General features: G+C 37.7%; 25 protein-coding genes and 3 pseudogenes. 21 read left to right on the top strand and 7 right to left on the bottom strand.

Annotated features, from left to right (window positions below):
* Positions 1–8: 8 nt before the first annotated feature.
* The 7 genes from JCM10596_RS03575 (at position 9) to JCM10596_RS03550 (ending at position 6,528) form a co-directional block, all read left to right on the top strand.
* Positions 9–641, top strand: a complete 633-nt coding sequence (locus tag JCM10596_RS03575; RefSeq protein ID WP_025025960.1) for a type 1 glutamine amidotransferase family protein — start codon at positions 9–11, stop codon at positions 639–641.
* A gap of 227 nt (positions 642–868) precedes the next feature.
* Positions 869–1,405: a hypothetical protein gene (locus JCM10596_RS27450; RefSeq protein WP_051541156.1), complete on the top strand. Its 537-nt coding sequence runs from the start codon at positions 869–871 to the stop codon at positions 1,403–1,405.
* Positions 1,402–1,785, top strand: a complete 384-nt coding sequence (locus JCM10596_RS27445; RefSeq protein ID WP_159102303.1) for a hypothetical protein — start codon at positions 1,402–1,404, stop codon at positions 1,783–1,785. The genes JCM10596_RS27450 and JCM10596_RS27445 overlap by 4 nt, the downstream gene beginning before the upstream one ends.
* Positions 1,786–1,876: 91 nt before the next feature.
* Positions 1,877–3,013 carry a CdaR family transcriptional regulator gene (locus JCM10596_RS03565; RefSeq protein WP_025025959.1) on the top strand — a complete coding sequence of 379 codons (1,137 nt, stop codon included), beginning with the start codon at positions 1,877–1,879 and terminating at the stop codon, positions 3,011–3,013.
* A gap of 100 nt (positions 3,014–3,113) precedes the next feature.
* Positions 3,114–4,523 carry a glycolate oxidase subunit GlcD gene (gene glcD / locus JCM10596_RS03560; protein ID WP_025025958.1) on the top strand — a complete coding sequence of 470 codons (1,410 nt, stop codon included), beginning with the start codon at positions 3,114–3,116 and terminating at the stop codon, positions 4,521–4,523.
* Positions 4,517–5,851: a (Fe-S)-binding protein gene (locus JCM10596_RS03555; RefSeq protein ID WP_025025957.1), complete on the top strand. Its 1,335-nt coding sequence runs from the start codon at positions 4,517–4,519 to the stop codon at positions 5,849–5,851. The genes glcD and JCM10596_RS03555 overlap by 7 nt, the downstream gene beginning before the upstream one ends.
* 116 nt (positions 5,852–5,967) lie before the next feature.
* On the top strand, positions 5,968–6,528 hold the full coding sequence (locus JCM10596_RS03550) for a DJ-1/PfpI family protein (RefSeq protein WP_025025956.1): 561 nt from the start codon (positions 5,968–5,970) through the stop codon (positions 6,526–6,528).
* A 165-nt stretch (positions 6,529–6,693) separates the two neighbouring features.
* Here the strand turns inward: JCM10596_RS03550 and JCM10596_RS03545 are convergent, their stop codons facing one another.
* Both JCM10596_RS03545 and JCM10596_RS03540 read right to left on the bottom strand, forming a co-directional pair.
* Positions 6,694–7,701, bottom strand: coding sequence for a DUF3231 family protein (locus JCM10596_RS03545; RefSeq protein WP_025025955.1), 1,008 nt, complete (start codon positions 7,699–7,701; stop codon positions 6,694–6,696).
* A gap of 42 nt (positions 7,702–7,743) precedes the next feature.
* A complete protein-coding gene (locus JCM10596_RS03540; protein ID WP_025025954.1) occupies positions 7,744–9,702 on the bottom strand; it encodes an ABC transporter substrate-binding protein in 1,959 nt (652 codons plus the stop codon).
* Between the two features lie 155 nt (positions 9,703–9,857).
* Between JCM10596_RS03540 and JCM10596_RS23625 the strand changes: the two are divergent.
* The 3 genes and pseudogenes from JCM10596_RS23625 to JCM10596_RS29980 all read left to right on the top strand — a co-directional run bounded on the left by JCM10596_RS23625 (position 9,858) and on the right by JCM10596_RS29980 (position 12,623).
* Positions 9,858–10,362 (top strand): annotated as a pseudogene (locus tag JCM10596_RS23625) (GNAT family N-acetyltransferase).
* A gap of 50 nt (positions 10,363–10,412) precedes the next feature.
* Positions 10,413–11,357 (top strand): GNAT family N-acetyltransferase, encoded by a 945-nt coding sequence (locus JCM10596_RS03530; RefSeq protein ID WP_025025953.1) that lies wholly within the window; start codon positions 10,413–10,415, stop codon positions 11,355–11,357.
* Between the two features lie 315 nt (positions 11,358–11,672).
* Entirely contained in the window at positions 11,673–12,623 is a 951-nt protein-coding gene (locus JCM10596_RS29980) for a CAP domain-containing protein (RefSeq protein ID WP_025025952.1), read from the top strand.
* A gap of 165 nt (positions 12,624–12,788) precedes the next feature.
* Here JCM10596_RS29980 and JCM10596_RS03520 read toward each other — a convergent pair whose 3' ends face one another.
* Together JCM10596_RS03520 and JCM10596_RS03515 are read right to left on the bottom strand one after the other, a co-directional pair.
* Entirely contained in the window at positions 12,789–13,475 is a 687-nt protein-coding gene (locus JCM10596_RS03520; RefSeq protein WP_025025951.1) for a zf-HC2 domain-containing protein, read from the bottom strand.
* A gap of 2 nt (positions 13,476–13,477) precedes the next feature.
* Positions 13,478–13,957 (bottom strand): RNA polymerase sigma factor, encoded by a 480-nt coding sequence (locus JCM10596_RS03515; RefSeq protein ID WP_025025950.1) that lies wholly within the window; start codon positions 13,955–13,957, stop codon positions 13,478–13,480.
* A gap of 465 nt (positions 13,958–14,422) precedes the next feature.
* Between JCM10596_RS03515 and JCM10596_RS03510 the strand changes: the two genes are divergently transcribed.
* The 6 genes and pseudogenes from JCM10596_RS03510 (at position 14,423) to JCM10596_RS03485 (ending at position 19,394) form a co-directional block, all read left to right on the top strand.
* The gene (locus tag JCM10596_RS03510; RefSeq protein ID WP_025025949.1) at positions 14,423–15,340 is read left to right on the top strand and encodes an ABC transporter ATP-binding protein; all 918 of its coding nucleotides are present in this window, start codon (positions 14,423–14,425) and stop codon (positions 15,338–15,340) included.
* Positions 15,337–16,088 (top strand): annotated as a pseudogene (locus tag JCM10596_RS23620) (ABC transporter permease). Before JCM10596_RS03510 ends, JCM10596_RS23620 begins: the two are co-directional and overlap by 4 nt.
* A 12-nt stretch (positions 16,089–16,100) precedes the next feature.
* Complete coding sequence (locus JCM10596_RS03500; RefSeq protein WP_025025948.1) at positions 16,101–16,829, top strand: ABC transporter permease; 729 nt, start codon at positions 16,101–16,103, stop codon at positions 16,827–16,829.
* Positions 16,830–16,854: 25 nt separating this feature from the next.
* Positions 16,855–17,205: a YxeA family protein gene (locus JCM10596_RS03495; RefSeq protein ID WP_025025947.1), complete on the top strand. Its 351-nt coding sequence runs from the start codon at positions 16,855–16,857 to the stop codon at positions 17,203–17,205.
* Positions 17,206–17,280: 75 nt separating this feature from the next.
* Positions 17,281–17,993: pseudogene (locus tag JCM10596_RS23615) on the top strand (response regulator transcription factor).
* Positions 17,994–19,394 (top strand): sensor histidine kinase, encoded by a 1,401-nt coding sequence (locus JCM10596_RS03485; RefSeq protein ID WP_025025946.1) that lies wholly within the window; start codon positions 17,994–17,996, stop codon positions 19,392–19,394.
* 113 nt (positions 19,395–19,507) lie between these two features.
* Here JCM10596_RS03485 and JCM10596_RS03480 read toward each other — a convergent pair whose 3' ends face one another.
* Complete coding sequence (locus JCM10596_RS03480) at positions 19,508–20,284, bottom strand: SDR family oxidoreductase (protein ID WP_025025945.1); 777 nt, start codon at positions 20,282–20,284, stop codon at positions 19,508–19,510.
* A gap of 488 nt (positions 20,285–20,772) precedes the next feature.
* Entirely contained in the window at positions 20,773–21,324 is a 552-nt protein-coding gene (locus tag JCM10596_RS03475; RefSeq protein WP_025025944.1) for a nucleoside/nucleotide kinase family protein, read from the bottom strand.
* A gap of 261 nt (positions 21,325–21,585) precedes the next feature.
* Between JCM10596_RS03475 and JCM10596_RS03470 the strand changes: the two genes are divergently transcribed.
* The 5 genes from JCM10596_RS03470 to JCM10596_RS29405 all read left to right on the top strand — a co-directional run bounded on the left by JCM10596_RS03470 (position 21,586) and on the right by JCM10596_RS29405 (position 24,544).
* Positions 21,586–21,900: a hypothetical protein gene (locus tag JCM10596_RS03470; RefSeq protein ID WP_025025943.1), complete on the top strand. Its 315-nt coding sequence runs from the start codon at positions 21,586–21,588 to the stop codon at positions 21,898–21,900.
* A gap of 206 nt (positions 21,901–22,106) precedes the next feature.
* Positions 22,107–22,748: a phosphotransferase gene (locus JCM10596_RS23610; RefSeq protein WP_081791882.1), complete on the top strand. Its 642-nt coding sequence runs from the start codon at positions 22,107–22,109 to the stop codon at positions 22,746–22,748.
* 30 nt (positions 22,749–22,778) lie between these two features.
* A complete protein-coding gene (locus JCM10596_RS29050) occupies positions 22,779–22,940 on the top strand; it encodes a DUF1878 family protein (protein ID WP_148302498.1) in 162 nt (53 codons plus the stop codon).
* A gap of 414 nt (positions 22,941–23,354) precedes the next feature.
* Positions 23,355–23,864: a DinB family protein gene (locus JCM10596_RS03455; RefSeq protein WP_025025942.1), complete on the top strand. Its 510-nt coding sequence runs from the start codon at positions 23,355–23,357 to the stop codon at positions 23,862–23,864.
* Between the two features lie 503 nt (positions 23,865–24,367).
* Entirely contained in the window at positions 24,368–24,544 is a 177-nt protein-coding gene (locus JCM10596_RS29405) for a hypothetical protein (RefSeq protein ID WP_159102302.1), read from the top strand.
* A 500-nt stretch (positions 24,545–25,044) separates the two neighbouring features.
* On the opposite strand, the gene JCM10596_RS03440 is transcribed toward JCM10596_RS29405, so the two are convergent.
* Positions 25,045–25,968 (bottom strand): DUF3994 domain-containing protein, encoded by a 924-nt coding sequence (locus JCM10596_RS03440; protein ID WP_025025941.1) that lies wholly within the window; start codon positions 25,966–25,968, stop codon positions 25,045–25,047.
* Positions 25,969–26,036 lie beyond the last annotated feature (68 nt).

Here is a 26,036-nt window from a genome sequence, read left to right as displayed (position 1 = left end):
GTTATTGGATGCAAACAAAAAAAGTTTTTCTATATGTATTTAATACAATGTCGGACTGGGAATATGGATATTTAATTGCTGAACTAAACTCAGGAAGATATTTCAAGAAAGATTTAGTACCTTTAAAAGTAGTTACAGTAGGAGCTAATAAAGAAATGATTACTACTATGGGAGGACTGAGCATAAAACCAGATATTTCCCTTGATGAATGTACTCTTGAGAGTAAAGATCTTTTAATTTTACCAGGAGGGACTACTTGGAATGAAGAAATTCATCAACCTATCTTGGAAAGAATTGGACAAGCTTTAAAGCTTGGCACTATTGTTGCTGCAATTTGTGGTGCAAATGAGGCCCTTGCGAATATGGGATACTTAGATACTAGAAAGCATACAAGTAATAATTTAGAATACACTAAAATGGTATGTCCTAACTATAAAGGAGAAAAGTTCTATGAGGTGGGATCTGCGGTATCTGATGCGAATTTAGTTACTGCATCAGGAATAGCACCTCTGGAATTTGCGATGGAAGTACTGAAAAAATTAGATGTATTTGCACCAGATACATTACATTCATGGTATAACCTAAATAAGACTCATAAACCTGAATACTTCTTCCAGTTAATGAATTCAATAAATAGCTGAGCTAAAAAATCAACTTAGTAGTTTTATATTAGTTCAAATAAAAATAATGAAGTAACTGAAAAGCTCACTTTCTCTATTTTGTTTTGCAGAGAAGTTGGGCTTTTTAATTTGGAATTTCCTTATCGTTGTAAATCCGCATTTTCCTGTTAAAGTAAGTGCCGATGTGAAACGGTGTGACTAAGGTCACGTCAGATCGATGACGAATTTCACTTCCAGAGTTTGCCCAAATGAAGTATCTTTTTGATACAGGATCTATTTGGAAGATGAAGGGAGATGGCATGATGCTAGAGAAAGTATTGGATTTATTAAAAAAAGAAAAGCTGTTAGCAGCTACAGGGGGACTTGGCTTATTACTGGGGCTTTTATGTCAAGGGTATATTCTATTGTTTGGAGCTGAAATTGGGGTGGAAGGAAATTTATCTAAAGCCGTATCCTTTAATGTGGCGTTAGGTATGTTTTTATTAACGACTGCGCTCATCTTACCCTTTGCTCAGTTATCCAAAAGATTTCAGCAATTTTTTCGGTGGGCGTATTTTCTTGCTAGTATGTACAGCTATGGTTTAGAAACCATTCAGCATTTGAGAGGAATTGATCCTCGATTTACCCAGTATGGCTCCACTTTAGATCAGATACTCGGCATGTTTTTTGGAATTGTGGCAGTCATTATGGTTATTTTCTACTCCTTACTTGCTCTGTTTTTCTTTCGTCAATCAGTGCTCAGAGTGGAAAGAGCAGGTCTAGTCATAGGCATACGTTATGGATGATTACAACTATGCTCGGCTTCTTAGCAGGAATATGGATTAGTTCTCTTCAGAGTAGGTATACGGGAGATAGTGGAAATATCATTTGGCTCCATGGATTCGCTTTACATGGGATACAAACCGTTCCTCTCATCGCCTGGTTACTAGAGAAACAAGATAGGTATAAAGGGAAAGCACTACTACATGCTGCTGGGGTGTCTTGGATTCTTTGCATTGTTTGTATTGGTATTCAAACCTTACTCGGCTTCCCCATTTTCGAACTCAGTTTGTTTCCTTTGCTAACTCTATTCTTTTTGATATGCTGGCTGTTCATTCTTATATTGGTCGTAAGTAAAGTTGTATCGCGATATGCTGGTCATAAACATATCGATAGCGTTCTTTAGGTACTATACTCATCTATAAAACATACTGCTTGAGAAACTTTCAACAGTATGTTTTATTTTAGATAATACAAGCAGAAGGATGGTGCGTTCGTTGCAATTGGTACAGGAATTAGCTCAAAAAATAATCAAAGAAGTTCAAGCAGTCCTTAATGAAAATATTATCGTTGTGAACCAACAAGGAATGATCATAGCTTCTACAGATCGAAAGCGTGTGGGCTCTTTACACGAAGGGGCTTTAGAGGTGCTGAGTAAAAAAGAGAAGCTTTATATATTTGAAAATAGCCTGGACACTCTTCAGGGCGTTAAACCAGGAATCAATTTACCCATTTTTTATGAAAAAGAAATAATCGGAGTAATAGGAATTACGGGCAATCCCCTTGATATAGAGCCCTATGCAGAGATCATTCGCCGAATGACGGAGCTTATTATTAGAGAGGCAACACATATCGAAAGAAAGGAATGGGAGACGCGAGGAATAGAATCCTTTTGCTATGAGTGGATCTATCATCCTAAAATAGAGCCAGCGTTTATTGAAAAAGGACGAATCTTAGGTATTGATCTCGATCAAACCTATTTGTGTGTTCTCTTCCAATTGGATTTGAGCTTAAAGCCAGAGGAGCTACAGCGTACACAAGCCTATCTGCTTTCTTTGCTGGAGCAGCGCTTGTATAAGAAAAGACATGATGTGTTGATTCCGTGGGGGCAAGGACGGCTGCTTCTATTAAAAAGGATCAACCATGACGTTTCAATAGAGCAGATCAAATATCAGTTAAGCAAATGGCACCAAAACAGGTTAGTAGATGATCAAATTTCAATCGCTATTGGTATGGGAATAACAAGTGAGAGCAAAGATCTTTTCCGTTCATATCATGAAGCGAAAAAAGCCCTAGCCGTAGCACAGAAACAGCATACGATGGTTTATTATGAAGAATTACTATTAGACATTGTACTAGAAGAAGTGAGTCAGCAAACGAAAGAAGAATTTCTTGGTAGAGTCTTATCGCCTATTCAGCAAGAAACGGATTTAATTGCTACTCTTCACGTATTGTTGTCTACCAACCACTCTCTCAAAAAAACGGCTGAAGAACTACATATTCATATTAATACCTTGCATTATCGTCTAAACCAAATCAAAGAAATGACTGGAATTGACCCTAAGAGCACAGAAGGAATCGTTTTATTTCATGTTGCTTTATCTTTTTATCATGAGATATTCATCCAAAAATAAAGAATAAAATTGAGCAATCTTTGTATATATATCCATAGAGTTCTGAAGTGGATCATCCTATACTTTAAGAAGGTTAAGAAAGTGAAGGGGGGATTCATAGGTGGATAAGGATATAAAAAAGAAGCTGCTTGAAATCGTCGGAAGAGAACGTTTTCACGATTCGAATGAAGCTAGATTAGCTTATTCTTATGATGCAACACCAAACTATCAATCTATGCCAGATGCTGTTATCATGCCTCAAGATAAAAAGCAGATTCAAGAGATACTTAAGCTTTGCCATTCTAAGGGAGTACCTATCGTTCCAAGAGGATCAGGGACTAATTTGTGCGCTGGAACTTGCCCTACTCAAGGGGGGCTGGTTCTTTGTTTTCATTATATGAATAAAATTCTTGAGATTGACGAGGAGAATTTAACCGCTACGGTACAGCCAGGTGTGATTACGCTTGATCTGATCAAAGCGGTTGAAGAGAGGGGGTTGTTTTACCCGCCAGATCCTAGCTCTATGAAAATATCAACAATTGGTGGAAATATAAGTGAGTGTTCTGGAGGCTTGAGAGGATTAAAATATGGAGTAACCAAGGATTATGTTTTAGGTCTTGAAGTCGTTTTACCCAATGGAAGCCTCATCCGAACAGGAGGTAAGCTTGCCAAGGATGTCGCTGGCTATGATTTGACAAAGCTCTTTGTAGGCTCTGAGGGAACTCTTGGCATTTTCACAGAAGCCACACTGAAGCTAATTCCTATCCCTGAAACAAAGAAAACACTTCTCGCTCTTTTTGATGACATAGAAGCAGCGGCGCAGTGTGTCTCTACTATTATCGCGAATAAAATTATTCCCGCCACTCTGGAATTTCTTGATCAAGCCACTTGTGAGGTGGTCGAACAGTTTGCCAAGGTAGGCTTACCCACAGATGTGCGTGCGGTTCTCTTAATTGAACAAGATGGGGCTCCAGAAGTAGTTGAAAGAGATATCCATCAAATATCTGAAATCTGTATAGAAGCAAATGCGGTTTCAGTAAATATAGCCCAGTCAAAGGAAGAAGCAGAGGCGCTAAGTCAAGCAAGACGATCCGCATTGTCTGCTCTTGCCCGTCTTAAACCAACAACGATTCTGGAGGATGCAACGGTTCCACGTTCCAAAATTAGTGATATGGTCCGAGCGATTCAAAAAATAGCTCAAAAATATGATTTAAAAATATGTACATTTGGACATGCGGGTGATGGGAATTTACATCCGACCTGTTTAACAGATGCACGTGATACAGAGGAAATGAAGCGAGTTGAACAGGCATTTGAAGAAATTTTTGAGAAAGCCATTGAATTAGGTGGAACGATTACAGGTGAGCATGGTGTGGGGATGATGAAAGCTCCTTATTTATCTTGGAAATTAGGGGAAGAAGGGATCGCTGCCATGAGAGCCATCAAACACGCCTTTGATCCTAAGGGTATCATGAATCCTGAGAAGGTATTTGCCAAAGATTCACGAAAAAGAGTGGTGGTTCAATCATGAATCAGCTAGAGAAGAAAGCCATCCAACAAGGATTTCAAGAGCGGTTAGATTATGATGAACTGATCAATTGTATGAGGTGCGGATTCTGTTTACCCACCTGTCCTACCTACGGACAGAGCAACCAATATGAAGCAGCTTCACCAAGAGGAAGAATTGCCTTGATGAAAGGGATTGTCGATGGCATCATAGAGCCGGATGAGCAAGTTGAGCAACAGCTAAATTTGTGCCTAGGTTGTCGAGCTTGTGAACCTGTCTGCCCATCTGGTGTAAAATATGGTCACTTACTTGAAGAGGCACGAGATGTGATTCAAGAGAAAAAGCAACACTCTCTACCCATTCGTCTTTTAAGATATCTTGTTTTCAATCAGTTGTTCCCTTATAAGAGCCGAATAAAAAAAGTGAATCAATGCCTCTCTTTTTATCAAAAAAGCGGCATACAAAAGCTTGTACAAAAAAGTCAAATCTTAAGAATAGTCCCCGAACATGTAAGGCAAATGGAACAGATCATTCCCGAAATTCCCTCTCTTAGTGAGGACGAGCAACGCCTGCCAATAGCAAGGGCGGAGGGGAAACCAGTGAAAAGAGTCGCTTTCTTTTCTGGCTGCTTAATGGATACGATGTTTAGGAATACCAATCATGCCACGATCAAATTGCTGCAAAAAGCAGGCTGTGATGTGATCATTCCAGAAACACAGGGATGCTGCGGAGCCTTACATGCTCATAGCGGGGAGAAGAAGATGGCAAAGCTTCTCGCTAAACAAAATATTGAGGCATTCAAAGGCTTGGAGGCAGACTATATTGTGCTCAATGCAGGAGGCTGTGGAGCACTTCTAGCTGAATATGATCATCTCTTTAAGGATGATCCAGAGTGGGAAGAGAGGGCACGGTTCTTCTCTTCAAAGATCAAAGATTTTTCAGAAGTTCTAGTCGAATTAAACTTTATGGCTAACGAGCTATCCTTACCATATCAAGTGATAACCTACCAAGATTCCTGTCACTTACGCAATGTAATGAAAACATTTGACTCTCCAAGAAAATTACTAAAGGCGATTGACGGAGTACACTATACCGAAATGGAAAAGGCAGATCAGTGTTGTGGTTCAGCAGGAATATATAATATAACGCAAGGACAAATGTCCATGCAAATTCTAGATGATAAAATGGAGAAGGTGAAAAAGACGAAAGCACATACCATCGTCACTGCTAATCCTGGCTGTTTATTGCAAATGAAACTGGGTGTAGTACGAGAAGGAATGAGTGATACGATTCGTTCTGTGCACTTAGCAGATCTATTACTGGAGGCTGTAGAGCACAGCCAGTTGCCATAAGCCGAACGACGATATAGAAAAAGCTCATATATTTTTGAGGGTGGACATATCCATTTATAGAAGGTTTAGATCTTATAAGGAAATAAAAAGTTCATTCCAAAGGATAGGTGAGTGAAGTGAGTAAAAAAGTATTGATATTAACGGGCGATGCTGTAGATTGTTTAGAGGTTTATTATCCATATTATCGGTGTCTAGAAGAGGACATCAATGTGACCATTGCATCCCCAACGAAAAAAAGATTGCAAACGGTTTGTCATGATTTCCTTCCAGAAATGGAAACCTATACAGAAATGAAAGGATATAAAATAGATTCTCATGCGTCAGTAGATGATATTGAACCGCAGGACTTTGCCGGTCTCATCATTCCAGGCGGACGCGCCCCTGAGTATATTAGAATGAACCCAAAAGTTCAAGAAATTACAGCTCATTTTTTACAGGAAAATAAACCTATGGCGGTCATTTGTCATGGACAACAGCTACTAACAACGGTACGTGAGCATATTCAAGGGCGTTCTATGACAGGCTACTCTTGTTGCCGACCTGAAATAGAGGCAGCAGGTGCTCATTATGTTGAAGAAACATTACATGTGGACGGAAACCTGGTTACAGGTCATGCCTGGCCAGATTTACCTAAATTTATGAAAGAGTTCTTTACTATCTTACACACTTCAAGATAGGAAATGAGTAGGAACAAGAAGGATAGGAGAGCAGTGAGTATATCTGCTTAACCTATTCTTTTTTGTACAAATGTTCTCATCTACCACAACAATAGGGTTGGGTCTTATTCAACTAACGCATCCGTTAGATGAATAAGACTTTGAAGAATATAGGTCTATTCAAACCTAATATTTCGCCAACTCTTTCCTATTCGGAGCGTGTGGTGTTTCTTCCAACCATCCTCTTTCTATCATGATTTCTGTACCCTCTTTCCCATACTGTAAGATTTCAGGGATTAGTTGTAAATATTCAGAAGCAAGGTCTATTCTCGATGAAATACTTAATGCATGACCTATATAGGTTATTCCTTGGGTATTGAGCAAAACTACAAGGTGCATAATGAGCTTATCCGAAAAAGGAGACTGAGTGGAAGTTGTCACCTCTGAGTTAACCATTATAGTGCCAAGTAGATCTTCATTGATTAAGGTATTGTTCAGGAAACTAATTTGTTTCTGAGCTAACTCTTTACCTTTTATTAGGAATTGCTTTATTTTATCATCTTTAACAATTTGAATAAAACCAGTCAGCAATATTAAACCAAAATAATTCCTCTCTATATTAAAAAACATTTCAGATAGTTCAAGAACATTTAAAGGGCGCTTCTTCTCAAGCCACTTGGACAAAAAAGTTTCTTTTTCCGTAACAAATTCAACTTTATCGGGATATGGGATCATTGGCGGGCGGTCATATATCCCTTTAGAAAGCATGAAATTTACTGTTGTATTATAGAGATCCAAAACAGAGGTTAAACACTTAGAGAAGAAAGTCCTAATATCTTCGCGAGCAACGTTAGAAAGAAGGATACCAAAGGTCATCAAACCGATGCGACTCACACCGTAAGCATAGCTTACAGGAAATAAATCGAAAAATAGAGGTGGTGCTGAAAGGTCAATATCTTCATCGGTAAACCCCTTAGGAATAGGAATATTTTCGTTTTCAAAAATGCCCTTTATTTCTTCAATCTGCTTTCTTGAGATGTCTAATGTTAGTTCAATTAAAGGCTTAACATCTTCATTGTTCAGATGTTGCAAGAAATGCTTAGTGATACAGATTGATAAGCTAGCGTTTATATAAGTCGCCCATAACCCTGCAATTTCAGTGGATGATAAAGCCACAATGTGTTTTTCAGTCATATGCAGAACTCCTTCTATATATGGATTTCTTTTTTTCTAATTTTAGTATTTGCATAGTAATGAAAAATAATTAACAGGGAATAAAAAAATGTTCGCAACCTCTGGTTCTACTTTTAGTCGTCTAGAATGATTTCTAACAGACCAGGGTAGCGAGTTTATTAATAAATTGATTGGAAAGTTTTCTCTACCCAACAAGAACATGACTTTGAGCTGTTGACATGCCAACCTATCTTTTAAACCATATATGTTTAAAATCCATCCACCATTGAAGGTAGGTACAGGGGAGTAAAACGAGGGGTGATGATAGGTCGAAAATAATTTATAGTTTAAAAAAATCAAGGAGTTGTCTACCAAGAGTTGTTTTTCAATACTTTTAAGCGCTAATACGATGTCTTGGTGGTTGGACGTTTTTGCCCAAAGATCTTCTAGAAAAGAAGAAATGAAGTCTATGTTCTCCTTACTCAAGTGTTGTTTAAGGAAGCTATTATCAGAAGAGTAGTATGCGATGATGGGAGTAATGCCCTCACTAATAATTGCTTCAAAAAGAACCAAATCTGCTTCATATACCACTCGTTCATCTAGCATTTCATGCCATGAATAAAGGCGGACATCAATCTTGATGCCATGTTTTTGCCACTCATTGATCAGCCATGTTGCGTCTTCTTTATGTCGAGCGTACGTAAATAATTGAAGCGTTTCGCCAGCATAATTTGATTGTTCAAGAAGTAGTTGACCCAATTTCAAGTTATATTCTATATCAATAGGGCTTACTATCTCTTCATAGTGAAAACTATGAGAGGGTGATGCTCTTAAAGCGCCAAGCTCACGGATCATTTTTTCTCGATTGATTAAATGATGCAGTGCTTTTCTAAATAAGGGATCCATCATAATGGAAGCTTTTCTCTTATTTATAGTTAATACCGTTGTACCGCAAATCTCTTTTTGCTGGTCCCAATGAGGGATGTTCTTGATGTTAGATTCTCCCGTATCGACATACAGCAGGTCTGTTTCACGATTGAATGAAACCTCTTCATCTTGAAATGGTGAAAGATTATAGATTTCAATCCGGTCAAGAAGAGGACTTAGATCATAATAGGATTCAAATGCTTCAAGTGTACATAGATCTTCTGTAAATTTGGTGACTTTATAAGGGCCTGTACCTATGGGCAAAGAATCCTTCAGTCCATGAACAGATTGAGGGATGATCGATAGCTGAGGATAGCTGAGAAAGATCGGAAAGAGTTGGTTAGCTGTAGACAGCTTGATCTTAATACAGTATCTATTTAGCACTTCAATCGACTCAATATTCCTCACTAACCAGGCTGATTTTGTTGATACTAGATTCCGAATGGAATACTTTACATCGTCAGCTGTTACTTCCTGATGATGATGGAAGAGGGCTCTTTTTCGTAAATAAAAAACCCATTCTTTCCCCTCATTTATTGATTCCCAATAATGAGCAAGAGCTGGAAGGATTTTATGCTCCTTCTTATCGTATTCCACTAGTGTATTATAAACCTGTTTAACCATATGTGTATCGAGTGCAAAAAAAGATTCCGCAGGATTTAGGGTATTAAGTGGTCTAAAAATCGGCATACGTAAGGTTTCTATCATTTCGTGGCTATGAATATTCAAAGAGATGCCAAAGTGAGTAGGAATAATATTTTGCAAGTATTCTCTATTAGATAGAGGATCCCCATATCTTTTAAGCAATTGCAGGGTTCCTTCTACATGACCATCTGCGAGCATAGACTCTATAGCTTGTTTTAGCATTTCACGACTGGAGTAATGGAATGTTAGTAAAGAGGTTTTTCCACGACCCATTCCAGAGGTAAAAGAAATCCAACGTAGATCCATCATTTTGATGATGATCAGCTTGGCATTTCGAGTTGAGCAAAATAAAGTGCTCGACAGTAGGTCCATTGTAATCTGAATCTCTTGATCCTCGGGTATAGCACTAAAATGAGATCGAAGAAGTAAGTAATCTTCATACAGTTTCATGTACAAGCTCCTCATCTAGTATTTCTCTCCAAAAAGTTGAAATGAAAAATAGATTATTTCGTATTTATTGACCACAGTAACATTTATACTAAGAGTATACTTTACTCCATTTCCATTGTATATTCCATAAACTATTCTTGGTAGAGGTGAGTCTGATGTTGAATCATGTACAGATTGAAGAATTATCGTCCATTGAAGGGTCTATAAAGGATCTTTCGGAGCTGTTGATACACATAGTAGAAGGGGGGCATCTATTGGATTTCTCCCTCCTTTACAGATTGAGGAGGCTATGAAATACTGGGAAAAGGTACTAGATCCTGATGTCATTCTTCTGGTTGCTGTAAAGAATAACAAAATCATCGGAACAGTTCAGCTCCATCTATGCTTAAAGCAAAATGGACAGCATAGGGCTGAGATTGCAAAACTAATGACACATCCAGATTATCAGCGTCAAGGAATTGCTAGACTCTTAATGAGAGCAGCAGAGGAAAGGGCTCAACAAGAGGTAGATCATTATTGGTTCTGGATACTAGAGAAGGAGATCCTTCAAACGAGCTCTATCAATCATTAGGGTATATTCAAGCCGGTCAAATACCCCATTACGCCATGTCTGCCAATGGAGCATTCGACGCGACGGTGTTTTATTATAAGATGTTATAACGTAGTGAGAAATAAACCTGAGAAATATCTATAAGAAAAGGAGTCCTTATATGAGTCAGATCATTAGATTAGAAAAAGTTACTGAAGACGACGTAGAAGAAATAAGAGATTTAATGGTAGAAGTTGAAGAGGATGAAACAGCAAGATGGTTTGATAATGGAGAAAGACCTTATATTCCCGGTTTTCATTCCGTAGATATGCAGAAATATCATATGTGGGACCACAAGTATTTTAAAATCATGGCTGATGGATCTCTTGCCGGTGTTATTCTCGTATCTAGTACAGGAAGAGAGCATGCCAGAATCGATCGTTTCTACATGCATCCTCAATTTCAAGGGAAGGGAATAGGATATCAGGTCATTGATCTTATAGAAAAGGCGTTTCCAGAAGTCAAGCTGTGGACATTAGATACGACGCAAAAGAGTGTCAGAAATCATTATTTTTATGAAAAATGCGGTTATGTGTTAAGTGGGGAAGACGAGGAGGAGAGGTATTATTATAAAACGATTGGTGAGCTTCCATATCACATGGATAAGTATCTTACCGATCAAGATCTCCGAGATTATAATTATCGGCGGTGTCATTTAGAAAATGCTGATTTTCACAATGTTAATCTAAGGAATTCAGCTTTTTCGTATGGTAACATGTCTAGCGTAACTGTTCAAAATATCAACTTTAGCCATTCTCGTATTACAAATACGAATTTAAGCCATTCGACCATTGGTGATTCAAACATGAGAAATGTGGAAATTTGCCATGTATCCTTAGCTGGAGCTCATATTCATGATGTGAATTTGGATCTTGAAGATGAAGAAAAGGTTCCGGTAGTGATGGAGAGATGTGATTTAAGGAATAGTCGTATCATTGATTCCAATCTTAAGAATGTGGAAATTGAGGGTTGTGATATAACGGGGATGAAGATTTCTGGAATTTTAGTAAGTGAGTTGTTGAAAGTTTATGAACAACAAAAAGAACAAGCAGACTTAAGAAAATAAAAAACATAATCATATTTTCATAATGTAAATCTGGATCAACTTAAATGACTAGCATATATCAAACTGAAAAATCTCTTTCTTCAAGAGAAATAAAAATCTTGAATGAAGAGATTTTTTTATCTTGTTCTAATCGTCGGTAAGTTGGAGTGAAAACTCCATCTGATTGAAGTCTGCTTCATGTTAGTCCTTCTTGAATATGTAAACCAATATATGGATATAGTATTAGAGTAACGCTAACATTCCTATGTCTACTTTTGATGCTTGAAATCATTAAAAGGAACAGGAAGAAAACTTTTCACAAAAAGGAGCATTTTCATGAACAATAGAAGAAAAAAAATTAAGCTAATAGCCAACATGTTTTTTTTACTTTTATTACTTAGTGCTTGTAACCCGATGGGAAATCAAGCCTTGGAAAACCGGCATATTGATGAAGGATATTTGAGAGGGTTACAAACGGGGGGAGATCATGAGCCGCTCAATCAGCCACAAGGTCAATTATCTAGTGAAAGTACTTCGATTCCAAGTGAACAATTCCCTCATACGAAAGCGGTTCAAGTCCAGCAGGCGAAATATGAATTTGTTGTTGTTCCTCAAGGTGGTCAACAACCAAGTCCAGAAGAAATAGCACGTTTATTGCCAGAGGGTATTCAGCTATCTCAAGAAGAAATATCTCGCTTCATAGCAGAGGGAACACAATTATCACCTGAAGTAATTGCAGCACGAATAAGGGAAAGAATGGAGCAGGAGAAGCCGGCTGCACCGACACCACAGCAACCGCAGCAACCACAGGAACAAGCAGCTCAGCCACAACAACCACAAAAACAAAGAGAGCAAAAAGAACAAGCGAAGCAAGAGGCGACAGACCAACCATCAACAGGTGCTTCTAATATTGCTGGCATTGAATCGAAAGTCATTGAGTTAACTAATGTAGAGAGAAGAAATAATGGGTTGTCAGAGTTGAAAGCAGATGCTTCATTAAGTAAGGTCGCACAAGAGAAATCAAATGATATGCAGAAGAATAACTATTTCTCTCACACAAGCCCAACATATGGATCACCCTTTGATATGATGAGAGATTTCGGTGTTACTTATCAAGCGGCTGCCGAGAATATAGCTCAAGGACAGCCATCTGCTGAGGAAGTGGTACAAGCATGGATGAATAGTGAAGGACACCGAGCGAATATATTAAACGGAAACTTTACCCATATTGGAATAGGGTACAACGATAACGGTCATTATTGGACGCAAATGTTTATTAGTAAGTGATAATGTTAAGCAACGTAAAACCCTAGCTCTATGTATTATCAAGACCTATTTTGAAAAAAGATAAATAAATTAAAGGACATAACATATTTTAATGACTAATAAGTTATGTCCTTTCTTGTTCAACTAGCGCACCCATTAGTTGAATAACAAAAGACAAATTCTATCCTATTCAAATCCAAAGTTTTTCTTTACTTCTGCACTTGTCTTTGGTAATTCCATTCCCTTTTCCCAAATTAAAATTTTATCTTTTGGTGTACCGTAATAAATCGTTTTTATCTCCTTGCCACGGACTAATTCTTGGTTCTTAATATCTATAAAATCATACATTTTTTCCAATGCATATGGAGGTTGTGATTCTTTCTTTATTATTGGTCGTAATGGGGTAATATAAAAATTCCCCTCGTTGTCCATATCATATTTTATTCTATTTAAGCTATATCCATCGTTTATTTCGGCATAATATACGATTTTTCCATCTTCCATTTCACTTATATCGCTAATTTCCACTACATCTGTGGCAACGCTGGTGATTTCCCAATTAAACAAGCCCACATATCCTAAAATGATTGTTGTTATTAATAGTGCACTTATTATTCCACCTTTAATAAAGGACTTTAATCGTATTTTTTTCCACGAAATAGATATATTTTTTATGACATTGCTATCCTTCCTATTTTCAATAATATCTTTTTCTGGAATATGGATTTCATCTTGAATTTTTTCTAACTCCATTTTGCAGTTATTACACTTTGAAAGATGTTCTTCTACCATTCTTCTGCTATCATCACTACATACACTGTCATAATACAACGGAAGCATATCTTTAATTATTTCACATGACACTTTACTCATTCTTATTCCTCCCTTAACAAATCTTGAATTTTACCTTTAGATCGGTGAAATGTGACTCTTGCCCAACTCTCCGTTTTCTCAAAAAGTTGACTTATTTGTTTAAAGGACAGTTCTCCAAATACTCTTAATGTAAAAACTTCTTTATAAGGCTCTTCTAAGGAATGTAAGACCTTATGTAAACGGAAGGTTTCTTCCTTATTCACTATCATTGTTTCAATGCTAATCTCGCTTATTTGTTCTGGTATATCGTTTGTATCATATCGCTTTTGTTTATCGAGGTAAGTAAAGTATGTGTTTTTGGCTATTTGACAAAGCCATACATTGATTTTGCAGTTGCCATTGAAACTATCAATGCTTTTTAAAGCCTTGAAAAATGTTTCTTGTGTTATTTCTTCAGCAATCTTTTCATTACGACTTAACGATAATACAAACGAGTAAACGTCTCGGAAATATTGGGTGTATATACTTTCAAACTCTGTCACATTTCTACCTCCTTTCATAATTAAGACTAAGTAAAGTAAGTTTCGTTACAAAAATAACAAAAAAATAACAGAAGTATATTTCTGGCTTTAGGTCATATCATTTATCGGTAATCACTAGTGTTGCATAAAACATTATAAAAATATTTTTTGATTTTTCAGAATAATCTTCGGGATCAAAGAGCTAAAAGGTTAGCAAAGTACGAATAACCTTCCAAGTATGAAAAGGAAGGTTATTTGACATGCTCTTTTTTAGTATAACATGAGCGAATCTTTTTTTTATTGAAGGATTTTGACAACCATTAGCTGGTTTAGTTGAAGAAGGAAGAATGTTGTTCTCCTTTATAACTTTTTATAGGTCAGTAATTTAAGGTTGATGTAAGGTTCTCTTTAGATTGGGGAAAGGTGGATTCTTTACTCTTGAAAAGAGAAGAAATATATATAAAATGAATGGGGATGTCTTTTTATATGAGCACTTCGACTATTGTGCAAACGCAAAACCTGTCCAAAAACTATGGGAATATTAACTTTGTAAATAAGGTTGATCTTCATGTTAGGGAAGGAGAAATATACGGATTTCTGGGCCCGAATGGAGCAGGAAAAACAACCACGCTAAAAATGCTACTGGGACTCATTAAGCCTTCTGAAGGAACAATCAAAATTTTCGGCGAATGTTTGAGTAGACATCGCACATCTATTTTGCGACGTACCGGGTCACTGATTGAATCTCCATCTTACTATGGTCATCTCACAGGACTTGAGAATATGAAAGTCATGCAACGTCTGCGAAATGTGCCAGATAAAAACGTGCATGAGGTGCTTCGTATAGTAAGACTGGAAAATCACAAAAACAAAAAAGCTGAACAATATTCGCTTGGAATGAAGCAACGACTGGGAATTGCAATGGCCCTGCTCTCCTTCCCAAAGCTATTGATCCTAGATGAGCCAACAAACGGTCTTGATCCAGCTGGAATTGGAGAGATAAGGAATTTAATTAAATCGTTACCTGAGAAATATGGGATAACGATCTTACTTTCTAGCCATTTACTCTCGGAGATCGAACAGATTAGTACTTCAGTAGGTATTATTAGTGAAGGAAATCTCCTGTTCCAGGGAACACTGGCAAGTCTTCAGCTAAAAAGCAAAACCACCATTTTTATAAAAACCGTAGAAAATAGCAAAGCAGAGCGACTACTTCTAACTCAAGGATACAAAGTTGCCAAAAGTGGAAACCGTCTTGAACTAGGAACTCTTGAGGATCTGGAGGTAGCGGAAATGAATCGCTTGCTTGTTGAAAATAGTGTTCCTGTCACCCGGATTGAGGAACAGAAGAAAAGTCTAGAGGATATTTTTCTTGAACTAACAGGAAAGGGGCGCAGCTTATGATCAAGATAGTAGGACTTGAATTTTTCAAAATTCGTCGAAAAAAAATTTGGATCATGATTTTATTATTTCTTCTAGTGGAGATGTTGTGGGCTTTCCTATCCACCAGCCGATCTATTTCTAGTCATTCTGATCACGCTGTGTGGGAATCTATTATTTTTAGCGTATCTTCCATGAATGGCTTGTTTATACCGATTATTTCGGCCATTGTTGTTTCTCGGATTTGTGATATGGAGCATAAGGGAGTGACTTGGAAAATGCTTGTTGCCACCAATGTGGATCGTCGTCAGCTATACGCAGCAAAGTATATCTGTGCCAATAGTCTGCTTTTGTTTGGCATCCTTACACAAATGTTACTTATGATTGTTTTCGGATTGGTAAAGGGTTTCCCCAGAGATCTCCCAATAGAATTGCTCATTCGGTTCATGGCGGGGACTCTACTGACAACACTTGCTGTTACGGCACTTCAGCAATGGATTTCTCTTGCAATCAAAAACCAGACATTTTCCTTGTGTTTAGGTATGTTGGGGGGCTTTATAGGAATGACAGCCGGATTGTTCCCAGCTGCTTTTAGGCACATTTTTATCTGGCTTATTATATAGATCTCAGCCCAGTTATTTATCTCTATGAGGAATCTTCAGGCACTTATATGGTACAGTCTGTTGGTTCAGGGATTGTAGTGATTACACTGTTGCTGACTGTTCTATTCTATATTGCCGGAAACATCCATGTAACTCGGCAGGAAATCTGAGGAGGGAAGCTAATGAAACAAAGCATATCTGCTGAATGGCTTAAATTGAGACATTCCTGGATTGGTCTTGTACTTGCTGTTCTTCCTATTCTAAGTCTAGTGATAGGATGCGCTAATTATTATTTTAATCAGAGCGTCTTGAATAATGATTGGTACAGCTTATGGACTCAAGTCATCCTGTTTTACGGTGCATTTTTCCTACCCATCCTGATTGCTATTTGCTGTTCCTATGTAAACAGGATTGAGCATCTGGACAGAAATTGGAATGTGATATTGACATCCCCTGTATCAGTTGCTAGTGTGTTTCTTTCTAAATTGGTTGTCGTTAGCCTTTTAATTCTGTTCGTCCAAGCACTGTTCATAGGACTCTATTGGTTAGCAGGTACCTTATTCTCCTTGCCTAGGCCGTTTCCTGTAGAGGTTGTAGGTTGGGCTATGCGTGGCTGGTATGCTTCTTTGTCTATTATCGCACTGCAATTAGGTCTATCGTTAAGGATTCGTAGTTTTGCTACACCCATCGGCATTTGTTTGTGTGCGGTTTTTATCGGTTTAGCCATGTATATTGCGAACTTAGGGTTATTTTTTCCGTTCTCTCTACTCACCATTGGCATGAGCGTACTGAATCAGGACAAGCTAAATGACCTGCAAAACATCCTGTTTTGGGTAGTAAATATGGCTTATATAATTATATTCTCGTTGATTTCTATTCGCAGGTTAAAGAATAAAGATATTGTTTCATAATGATGCATTAAGGAGGAATTGTATAATGAAAAAAAAATTACTCATACTGGGGTCTATCATATTGATTGGGGTATGTCTATGTTTCTATTTCTTCTCCCCAGAAAAACTAACACCTGATCATCCTGCGGGGAAAAATATGTATTATACGATGATAATCGAATCTGGTGTTCAGGGTGAGAATGGACGTTACGACTATAAGTTGCCTACATATAATGAAGAAGGAAAGGAAAGAGAGCTTGTTTTTTCAGCAAGAAAGCAATTGAGAGAAGGTGCTTATGTCCAGTTGTATCACACATTTTTTCGAGGAGTTACATACTGGAAAGAGGTTGGCTTCGAGGAGTTGCCTGAGGCAGTTCAACAGCAATATCAAAAATAACGGAATCTAAATGTCTAGAATGTCCAAAATCAATAGTTTCCATTGTTCGTGTATAATATAATTGGGTGATACAGTATGGATAAGATAAAAGATAAAAAAATATTGATTGTAGATGATGAACCAGAAATTAGAATGATGATTGAGAGCTTTTTACGTAAAGAGGGCTTTTTCCGTATTTACTCAGTGGCTGACTGTGCTTCAGCCCTGTCATACTTTGGCAACGAAAAGCCAGATATCGTTATTCTCGATGTCATGCTGCCAGATGGCGACGGATTCTCTCTTTTATCTTCTATCAGACAGCATTCGAACACACCCGTTCTTTTTCTTTCCGCTCGCGGCGAGGATGAAGACCGTCTAATCGGATTGGGTTTGGGAGCAGATGATTACATTGTGAAACCCTTCTTGCCACGTGAATTGGTCTTACGCTTGATGGCGGTACTAAAAAGGGTCTACTCTTTTCCAGTAACAAAGCAGCACTCAATCTTTCGACTGGGTGAGCTAAGCATTGACCTCGAAAGTGCAGTAGTGTACAAAGGCACGAAAGAGCTTCCCTTAACCGCAAAGGAGCATGCAATTCTTGTTAAATTGTATGAAAATCAAGGTCGAATCGTCACGAGTGATGCCTTGTGTCAGGCGGTTTGGGGGATGACAGCTATGGTTATGAAAATACATTGATGGTCCATATCAGGCGTGTCCGCGAAAAAATCGAGCCGAACCCTTCCAAACCGTTATATCTTCTCACCGTTCGAGGGTTGGGATATAAGCTTCTTATGAAGGAAACGAGTTAAGTGGAAGGAGTAATTCGTATATTACGCCGTTTTGTTTTTACGACCATCTTTGTATCGATATTTTTGTTAATTTTTAATTTTGTACTGCTGGGTACGCTGTTGTTCAAGGAAATAAACAACCGCCCATCTCCTGAAACTTTGCTCAAACAAGTATCTCAAGGTTTAGACAAGGGGGAGGGGGGATATGGTCTGGATGAACACACCTCTGGGCTGTTGGAGAACAATTATGCTTGGGCCATGCTACTAAGTAAAGATGGGAATGTGCAGTGGGAATATCATCTGCCTAATGATATTCCTCGATCCTATAATCTTGTTGAGGTAGCCAAGTTCTCACGTTATTATCTGATGGAATATCCAGTCTATATCTGGGAGCATGAGGACGGTCTAATTGTAATTGGATATCCAAAGAAAAGTCATTGGAAGTATCAACTGGATTTCCTTAGTGAGTGGGTAAAGTCGATGCCTCTGCGGTTGGTTTTACTGCTACTCTTTAACGTAGTTTTGGCTCTACTGATTTCTGTTGTGCTAGGCATTCGTATCATAAGAGGAATACGTCCTCTTGTGACTGGAATCCACAATCTTGCCAATGGACAAGCAGTCCAGTTGGATTCCAAAGGCCTATTTGTTGATATAGCCCAGAGCATAAATTCTGCGTCTTCTATGCTTCAGGATAAGACAGCGGCGTTGAAGGCAAGGGATGAAGCACGTTCCAACTGGATTGCGGGGATTTCTCATGATATCAGGACTCCGCTCTCGATGATCCTAGGCTATTCAAGCGAAATGGAAGATAATATGGACTTGCCACAGGAACAAAGGCAACAGGCGGCTATTATACGCCGCCAAGGGGAGAAGCTACGCTCACTTGTAAGTGATTTGAATCTGGTCTCGATGCTTGAGTATGATATGCAACCTTTGAATTTGAAGCACACTAGGTTATCGGTTTTGGCGAGGCAGGCTGCTGCGGATTTTTTGAATAACGGATTGGACAGCAGTTATAACATTGAGTTGAATTTGGAAGTTGAAGCAGTTCAGATCATTGGGGACGAGAAGTTACTGCTCCGAGCAATTAATAATCTTGTCCAAAATAGTATAAGTCATAACCCACAGGGGTGCCAAATCATACTGGAAAGCTCTCTATCCAAGGACCATTCTCACTATCGGTTTATCGTAAAAGATAACGGCCGAGGCATCTCTCAAGAGCAATTGAAAGGAATTACTGAATTACCTTATTCATCAACAAGAAAGGGAGCTGTCCGGCAAGGACATGGACTAGGGCTTCCGATGGTGGCAAGGATTGTGAAAGTACATCACGGTCGCTTTCTGCTGGAAAATCACGAAGAAAAAGGAGGTCTTAAAGCCACCATGGAATTTCTTGTATCGCCGCAAAATGATAAAGGGTAAAACAATAAAATAAGGTTTCCGTAAGTTTGTTATCTCCACTATTTTCACATAAAAAAGCCGGACTCCCAATATACGAAACAGGGATATCCGGCTTTAGTTGATTACACGTTAAATCACCAGAAACCGCCATCTGAGTGGATAATTTGTCCTGTTATCCATTCGGATTCTTCACTTGCTAAAAAGACGACTAACTTTGCAGCATCTCTAGGCTCACCGATTCGACCCATAGGAAATTTCGGTAATAAAGATTCCTTCAGCTCACTGTTCATCCACCCACTGTCAGTTGGACCAGGATCTACAGCATTAACTGTGATTTTAAGTGGTGCTAATTCAAGAGCGATTGATTTAGTAAATGCCGAAACAGCCCCTTTTGTTGAAACATAAGCCAAGTTGCCCGGCTCAGGTGATTTGTCTTGACCGGACACCATGTTAATAATTCGACCACCATGTTTTCCTTCTATTAGACGCGCAAATTCAGCAGTTAAAAGACACGAACCTCTTACATTTACGTTATAATGAGCATCGAAAATATCGGCATTGATAGACCGAAAATCTACGTCAACCGAATGTGTTGCATTATTTACAAGAATGGATGGAGAACCTAGTTTCTCATTAACTTTATCAAGTAGTTTTTTTTGTGCGTCAGGCTTCGATAGATCAACTTCCATTGATTCGCATCGCACGCCAAAGCTGCGAATCTCCTCCATAAGATGCCAAGACCAATCGGAATCATCATTAATAAAATAATCCATCATCCGATCATATTTTGACCAATGGGTGAAAAAAATGTCTGAACCTTCTCTGGCTAATTCTCGGCATATTGCAGTTCCTATGCCATTTACCCGACTAGCGCCAGTAACAATCGCAATCTTATTCATTAATCGTTTCATAATATCTACTCCTCATGGACAGCCTGCACAAAGTACTATTGGAGACGTATGCTTACCAAATAAAAAAAGAATACCTAAAATAGGCATTCACTTGGTGTGTTTATCAGGTTTTAAGCGAAGAACCTGATAAGGGCGGGCTCCCATGAGATAGAGTCAAAAAACATCTGATGGAAGTCTACTTTATAGTACATGAACCCAGCGATCCTATAATGGTTTAAAAAAATGAAAAATTGCCCCTTAAGAATAATAGGGGAAAAATAAATTCATTAAATTACTTAGCCATTAAAGGATATCTCCCATTGAAATCCATGCTCCTTCCGTACATCTCCATGTCCTTAGAATACTATAACAACAGTTATTTATCAATTCATAGAGAAGAAATCTCTAGCATAAGTATTTTCTTTTATTAACTAGGTTAGTGAAATATGGTATCAAAGACCAAAATCAATCAAATTCATATTCCAGATTAGCGCCCGTTTGTGGAATATCTATAATTCTCTATCTCTTATTTCCTTTATGATAAGCTCAACAATTTTATCAGGAGAAAATGTTCCGTCTATAACAGTGTCTGAACTGGGTTTTATTGTATTTTCCATTTCTAAATAAGCTATTCTCCCATTCTTCAGATAAAAATTTATATCGTTATGTATTTCTGTTATTGAATTATTTTTGTAATCTCTAATAATACGCCTAGCCATTGCTACATCTAAAGGAGTGTCAATATAAATAGAAATATCAATAAGTTTTTTCATTTTATCATTCTTATATGCGAATGGGTAGTCGAGCAATATGTAAGAGGGTGCTTCCTTAGAATTTATTAATAAATCAATATCTGAAAGTAGAGGCTCCAAATTCCATAGGTTATAATCAGCTCCTTTTTTCACCCAATTAATTAAATCTTCTGGTGAATCTTCAAAGTCATAATCATCAAAAAACAATTCTTTTGAATTATTCAATTTATCGCCTAATTTCTTTGTTATTGTAGTTTTCCCTCCACCAGACACAGCTGCAATTGAAATGATTTTTGTCCTTATTGTCATTATAAAAACTCCTATCTATCTACATAACTCCACAATCCTACTACCCAATTACTTATTACAATTATTTCAAAATAATGGAGTTAGGTCAATCTATTATTCCACTAAAAAGACGCTTTCCATGCTCAGGAAAAGTGCCTTATAATGGAATTGAAGGTTGAACGTGGTCAGCAATCGTTGGTAGGTATAGTAAATGAACAGCTAAGGTTTTTATCCCTTCCTGCCATTTGTTAAGACAAAAACTAGGTAAAGGAGTTGCAAAAATTGGTTAAATGGCTAATAATTTGTTTAACTGTACTAACTGTCAGTATGATATTGATGTCAATTATAATTACTTTTGATAATACGGATAATGAAAGAAATATTGAGATATCAAATGAGTCTGAAGACAAGAAAAGAAACTCTGCATATGGAGTGATTAGTATAGAAGAGTCTGAGAGAATTGCAGCCGAAGCAAGAAGAGAGTTTGAACGAAGTAAGCCTGGAGAAATAATCTATATAACAAAAGAAGGTAAGGTATTAAACGGCAAAGAACACAGAGAATTTTATAAGAAATATAGAATTGAGCAAAAAAAGTAAATTGCATTGCGGATTCAAATGAAATCACAATCCATCATGAACACGGAGAGAGGTAGGAGGGTATATATGAAACATAGGGAAGAGCTCACAGGTGTAGAAGCGGTAAAATTCATAAAGTAGAAGAAACGGTTGTACGACCTTCTAACAAATGGACAAAGGATATACATGACTTTTTACAATTTATTCGTGAAGAAGGTGCTGATTTTGTGCCAAAACCATATGGTATAAATGAAAAAGGAGAGGAAGTACTTTCTTTTTTACCGGGTCATGTTTTTCACTATCCATTACCTGAAGAGATGTTAAGTGACTCAATGCTAGTGTCCACTTCGAAATTATTATTGCAGTTTCATAAGTATAGTGAAAGATACTTATCACGACTTACAAATGATAAGCAGTGGATGTTACCCGCATCTTATCCTATTGAAGTAATGTGTCACGGAGATTTTGCGCCTTATAATGTTACTGTAATAAAGAATGAAGCTACAGGCATAATTGATTTTGATACTCTCCATCCAGGATCGAAAATGTGGGATATAGCCTATGCCATTTACCGATGGGTGCCTTTTAAAAACCCTAATAATCCAGATTGTTACGGCAATTTAAAGGAACAAATAAGAAAGACAAGGTTGTTTCTGGATACTTATGGAGTAAACTCTGAAGAAAAAGAGTCTTTTACTAGTGTTTTAATAAAACGTTTACAGAGTCTAATAGACTTTATGCGTTCTGAAGCCAATAATGGTAATAAAGATTTTCAGTTACATATAGAAAATGGTCATCTTAATCTATATTTAGATGATATGGAATATTTAAAAAATAATGAGAAGGAAATAATTCGTGGTATCAAATGAAAATAAAGGGAGGAAATGGGGGGCGATATAATGAAAGAAACATTGGAGCAAAAAGTAGAAAGATTGGAGTATTATATTAATCTATTAAGAGAATTCTCCTTAGATCCTGAAACCTATGTACTGTGGGACTGGATTATTGCCGAACGGCTAGACGAAAAACAGTCGTATCTAATGTATCTAATGTTGATTTGAAATAAAGTCGTGATGTTTATAAAAAAGATGCGATGTTTAAAATAAATTCACGACGTTTATAAAAAAGTTGCGAAGCTTTTCCCTGCACCGTTTTGAAAAAATCGAACCGTTTGTAAATGTTTGATCAAAAATCCTGTATTGCAGGATTTTTTTATTCAGCAAACGGGCCATTATATTGAATAACTTATTGTGGAAATTATGAAAAATTGAGATGATTATTATTAAGTTAAAGGGTAGTTTAGCGTGGCCACCGACCAACTAAGTGGTTGCTTACACTTAATTATTGGAAGGAAAGTTTTATCCTTTCGCGAATTCATTATACATGCCGAAATTACGAAATTCGCAAAAAAATCGCGGTAGAGCATTGGAAAGAGCATTTTAATTTTCTATAACTCCATAGAGAGGTGATTACGCATGAATCAAAGACCGTCAGAAGAAGAATATGCCGGGGACTTCGGAAAGTATATCCGGTTGGTGCCGGATGGCAACATCATCGACATTCTGCTTGCCCAGGAAAAGCAAATGACCGAGTTGCTGGCATCGTTGACCGAGAGCCATGGCGCCTATCGGTATGCGGAAGGCAAATGGACGCTAAAAGAAGTCGTGGGCCACATCGCAGACGGAGAACGCGTCATGACCTACCGCCTCCTCCGGTTCGCAAGAGGGGACCAGACGCCTCTGTCCGGTTTCGATCAGGAATTGTTCATGCCTCCTTTCGGAAGCTGGACAACCGCGCAATTGGCCGAAGACTACCGGGCCGTACGGCAATCGACGATCACACTGCTGCGTGGGTTACCGGCGGAGGCGTGGTCCCGCAAAGGCACAGCCAACAACGCAAGCATTACGGCGCGTGCCCTCGCGTACGGCATCGCAGGACACGAGATTCATCACATGGGGGTCATCCGAAATCGATATTTGAGTTAGTTGTCCGGAAAATCGGGACAGAAGCTGCGCGGAAAACGCGGCTTCCGTTCTTTCTTTATGGCAGCCTTCCCGCCCCGTTCATAGACTGATATGAAGAGAGGACAAGACGGTTTGAAAAAAGCAGCAGCGATTGGTTGCAGACTGGATTTTGTCTAAAAATGAAAAGCAAATAATAAACTCAAACAAGAAAAATTAAGGTCTCTTCGTTAAGCTAACGAAGAACGAGAGCTCAATACATCATACGAATGACAAACAAGGATTGGTGGTTATTCCGCAAAAGGGCGCTTTAATGGAGGAAGGATCACAGAGATGATCATACTTTTTTATAAAAACTAAACTTAAATCTACTGGATAAGAATCCATTTTGATCAATCTTTTTTCAAAATGGATTCTTTTTTGTGCCGTAGAATATGGGGTTTGTTGAACGTTTTTGATTAAACTTTATATTAAAGCTACATCTAATTCTCGATGCATTAAAAAAGCATAATGGAAGTATTGCCGCTATGGAAGATAAAAAGGAACTTGAAAAAAAGCTAGGTGAGTTATCAGTTGAATTAATCCATATACTTAATGAGCCAGCCAAGAATAAAGGGAGGACTGTTCCGAAAAATGTTGCTTTTCAAGTTATTCGAAGGGCTGCCAAGCTTCCTATGTTTTATAATCTTACTAAGCATCTGTAGATATTAGTTTTAATTGGTTCTAAAGCATCAGGTGGAGTGAAAATTCCACCTGATGGAGGTCTACAGCGTATAAGCACATTTTTTAATCTTTAAAAATTGCAAACGTCCGATAATATATATTATGTAAACTAGAATGAGAGGTTTATGACGTACCTCGTAGAACATCTAACTTTTGGTACATCATATCTTCAAAAAGTACCCATTGCTCAGGATATTTTTCGCGAATTTGTTCCCATTTCATTATGAACAACCTCCATTCTAACTTGTTTAATATCTTTCTATTTAACAGAAAATTGAAAGGGAATAATTTAAAGAGCTTCAATTACTGAAGCTCCACTGACTTTTTGTACTGCCCCTATCGAATAATGACAACTGTTCGACCTGCCCTACTCTATCCATTGACATGGCTCATGATCCTGAAAGTAAACAGTATGAGCTATCACAGCTATGATTTGGTTTTTTAATAAGGTGAAATCCAACTAAAGTTTCACACATTTTAACTATTGACCTTCTTTAACGTAGTCGAACGTTCTCAGAGAATCTAAATCCATTAGGCGAATCGTATTGTCTTTGAATGATTGAACATCCATATTAAATGAACGAATATCTCCCACATGGTCAAATACAAGAGTTCGTTTTAAATAGTTATAATTCCATGTTCCTTCCATGGGGTCATTTGGGTATTTTCCATTTCCATACCCTTCATATTGACCATTCTCATGAATAACGATAGATATATTAAAAGTACCATCATCATTAAAGAATCCCCATTTTCCAACTAATTCATGGCCGTCTTTTGAGATATTTAAAAGAACGCTACGACGATCCATCCCTGCAATATTATCTAATGCTTCTAAGTCACTGGATGATAAAGTTCCGTCTCCGCCAACAACTGGAAGATCTTCTGTAAGATCTATCACTGCAAAAGCATAGCTATAGTGGTCTTGCGCCTCAGATAGGTACTCAGCAGCTTCCTCATAAGTAGAGGGTTGACCTGTCACTGTTAAGTACTCCTCCATTTTATCTAAGCCTTTTCGGAATAAATCCATAGCTAATAAGAACTCTTCCTGTGGAATTTTGAATTCATCTGGAGCATTTAGTATCTCAAACTTATCAACGATTTCTCTAATCTGATTTACTTTATTAAGTGCATGATCTATCTCTTGAGAACTTGTCAATGTCTCCATTGCTTCTCCAAAAGCAGTAAACGAATCTTTCAACTCTGTTTGTAAAGTTACAATTTCACTGACATACTCGTTTTTTGTTAATGGAGGTATATTTGACTTCTCTACTTTTTGTTGTATCTCCTCTTGTTTCTTCATTTCTTGCTCATAGCCTTCTTTGAATTCTTCAATTACTTGACAACCGCTCATAGTCAATAAAATTGTCGTTATCGTTATCATGGATAAAAATTGTTTCTTCATTATGTCCCCCTAAGATGGCGTTTCTATTTAATAAAGCTCCAAACATTAAGCAGATTCCTCATTTCAAT

It is taken from the genome of Caldalkalibacillus mannanilyticus JCM 10596, from assembly GCF_000615945.1.
Classification (GTDB): domain Bacteria; phylum Bacillota; class Bacilli; order Caldalkalibacillales; family JCM-10596; genus Bacillus_AT; species Bacillus_AT mannanilyticus.
The sequence above is the reverse complement of the archived record's forward strand: the minus strand, read 5'-3'. Positions and strand labels throughout refer to the sequence as shown.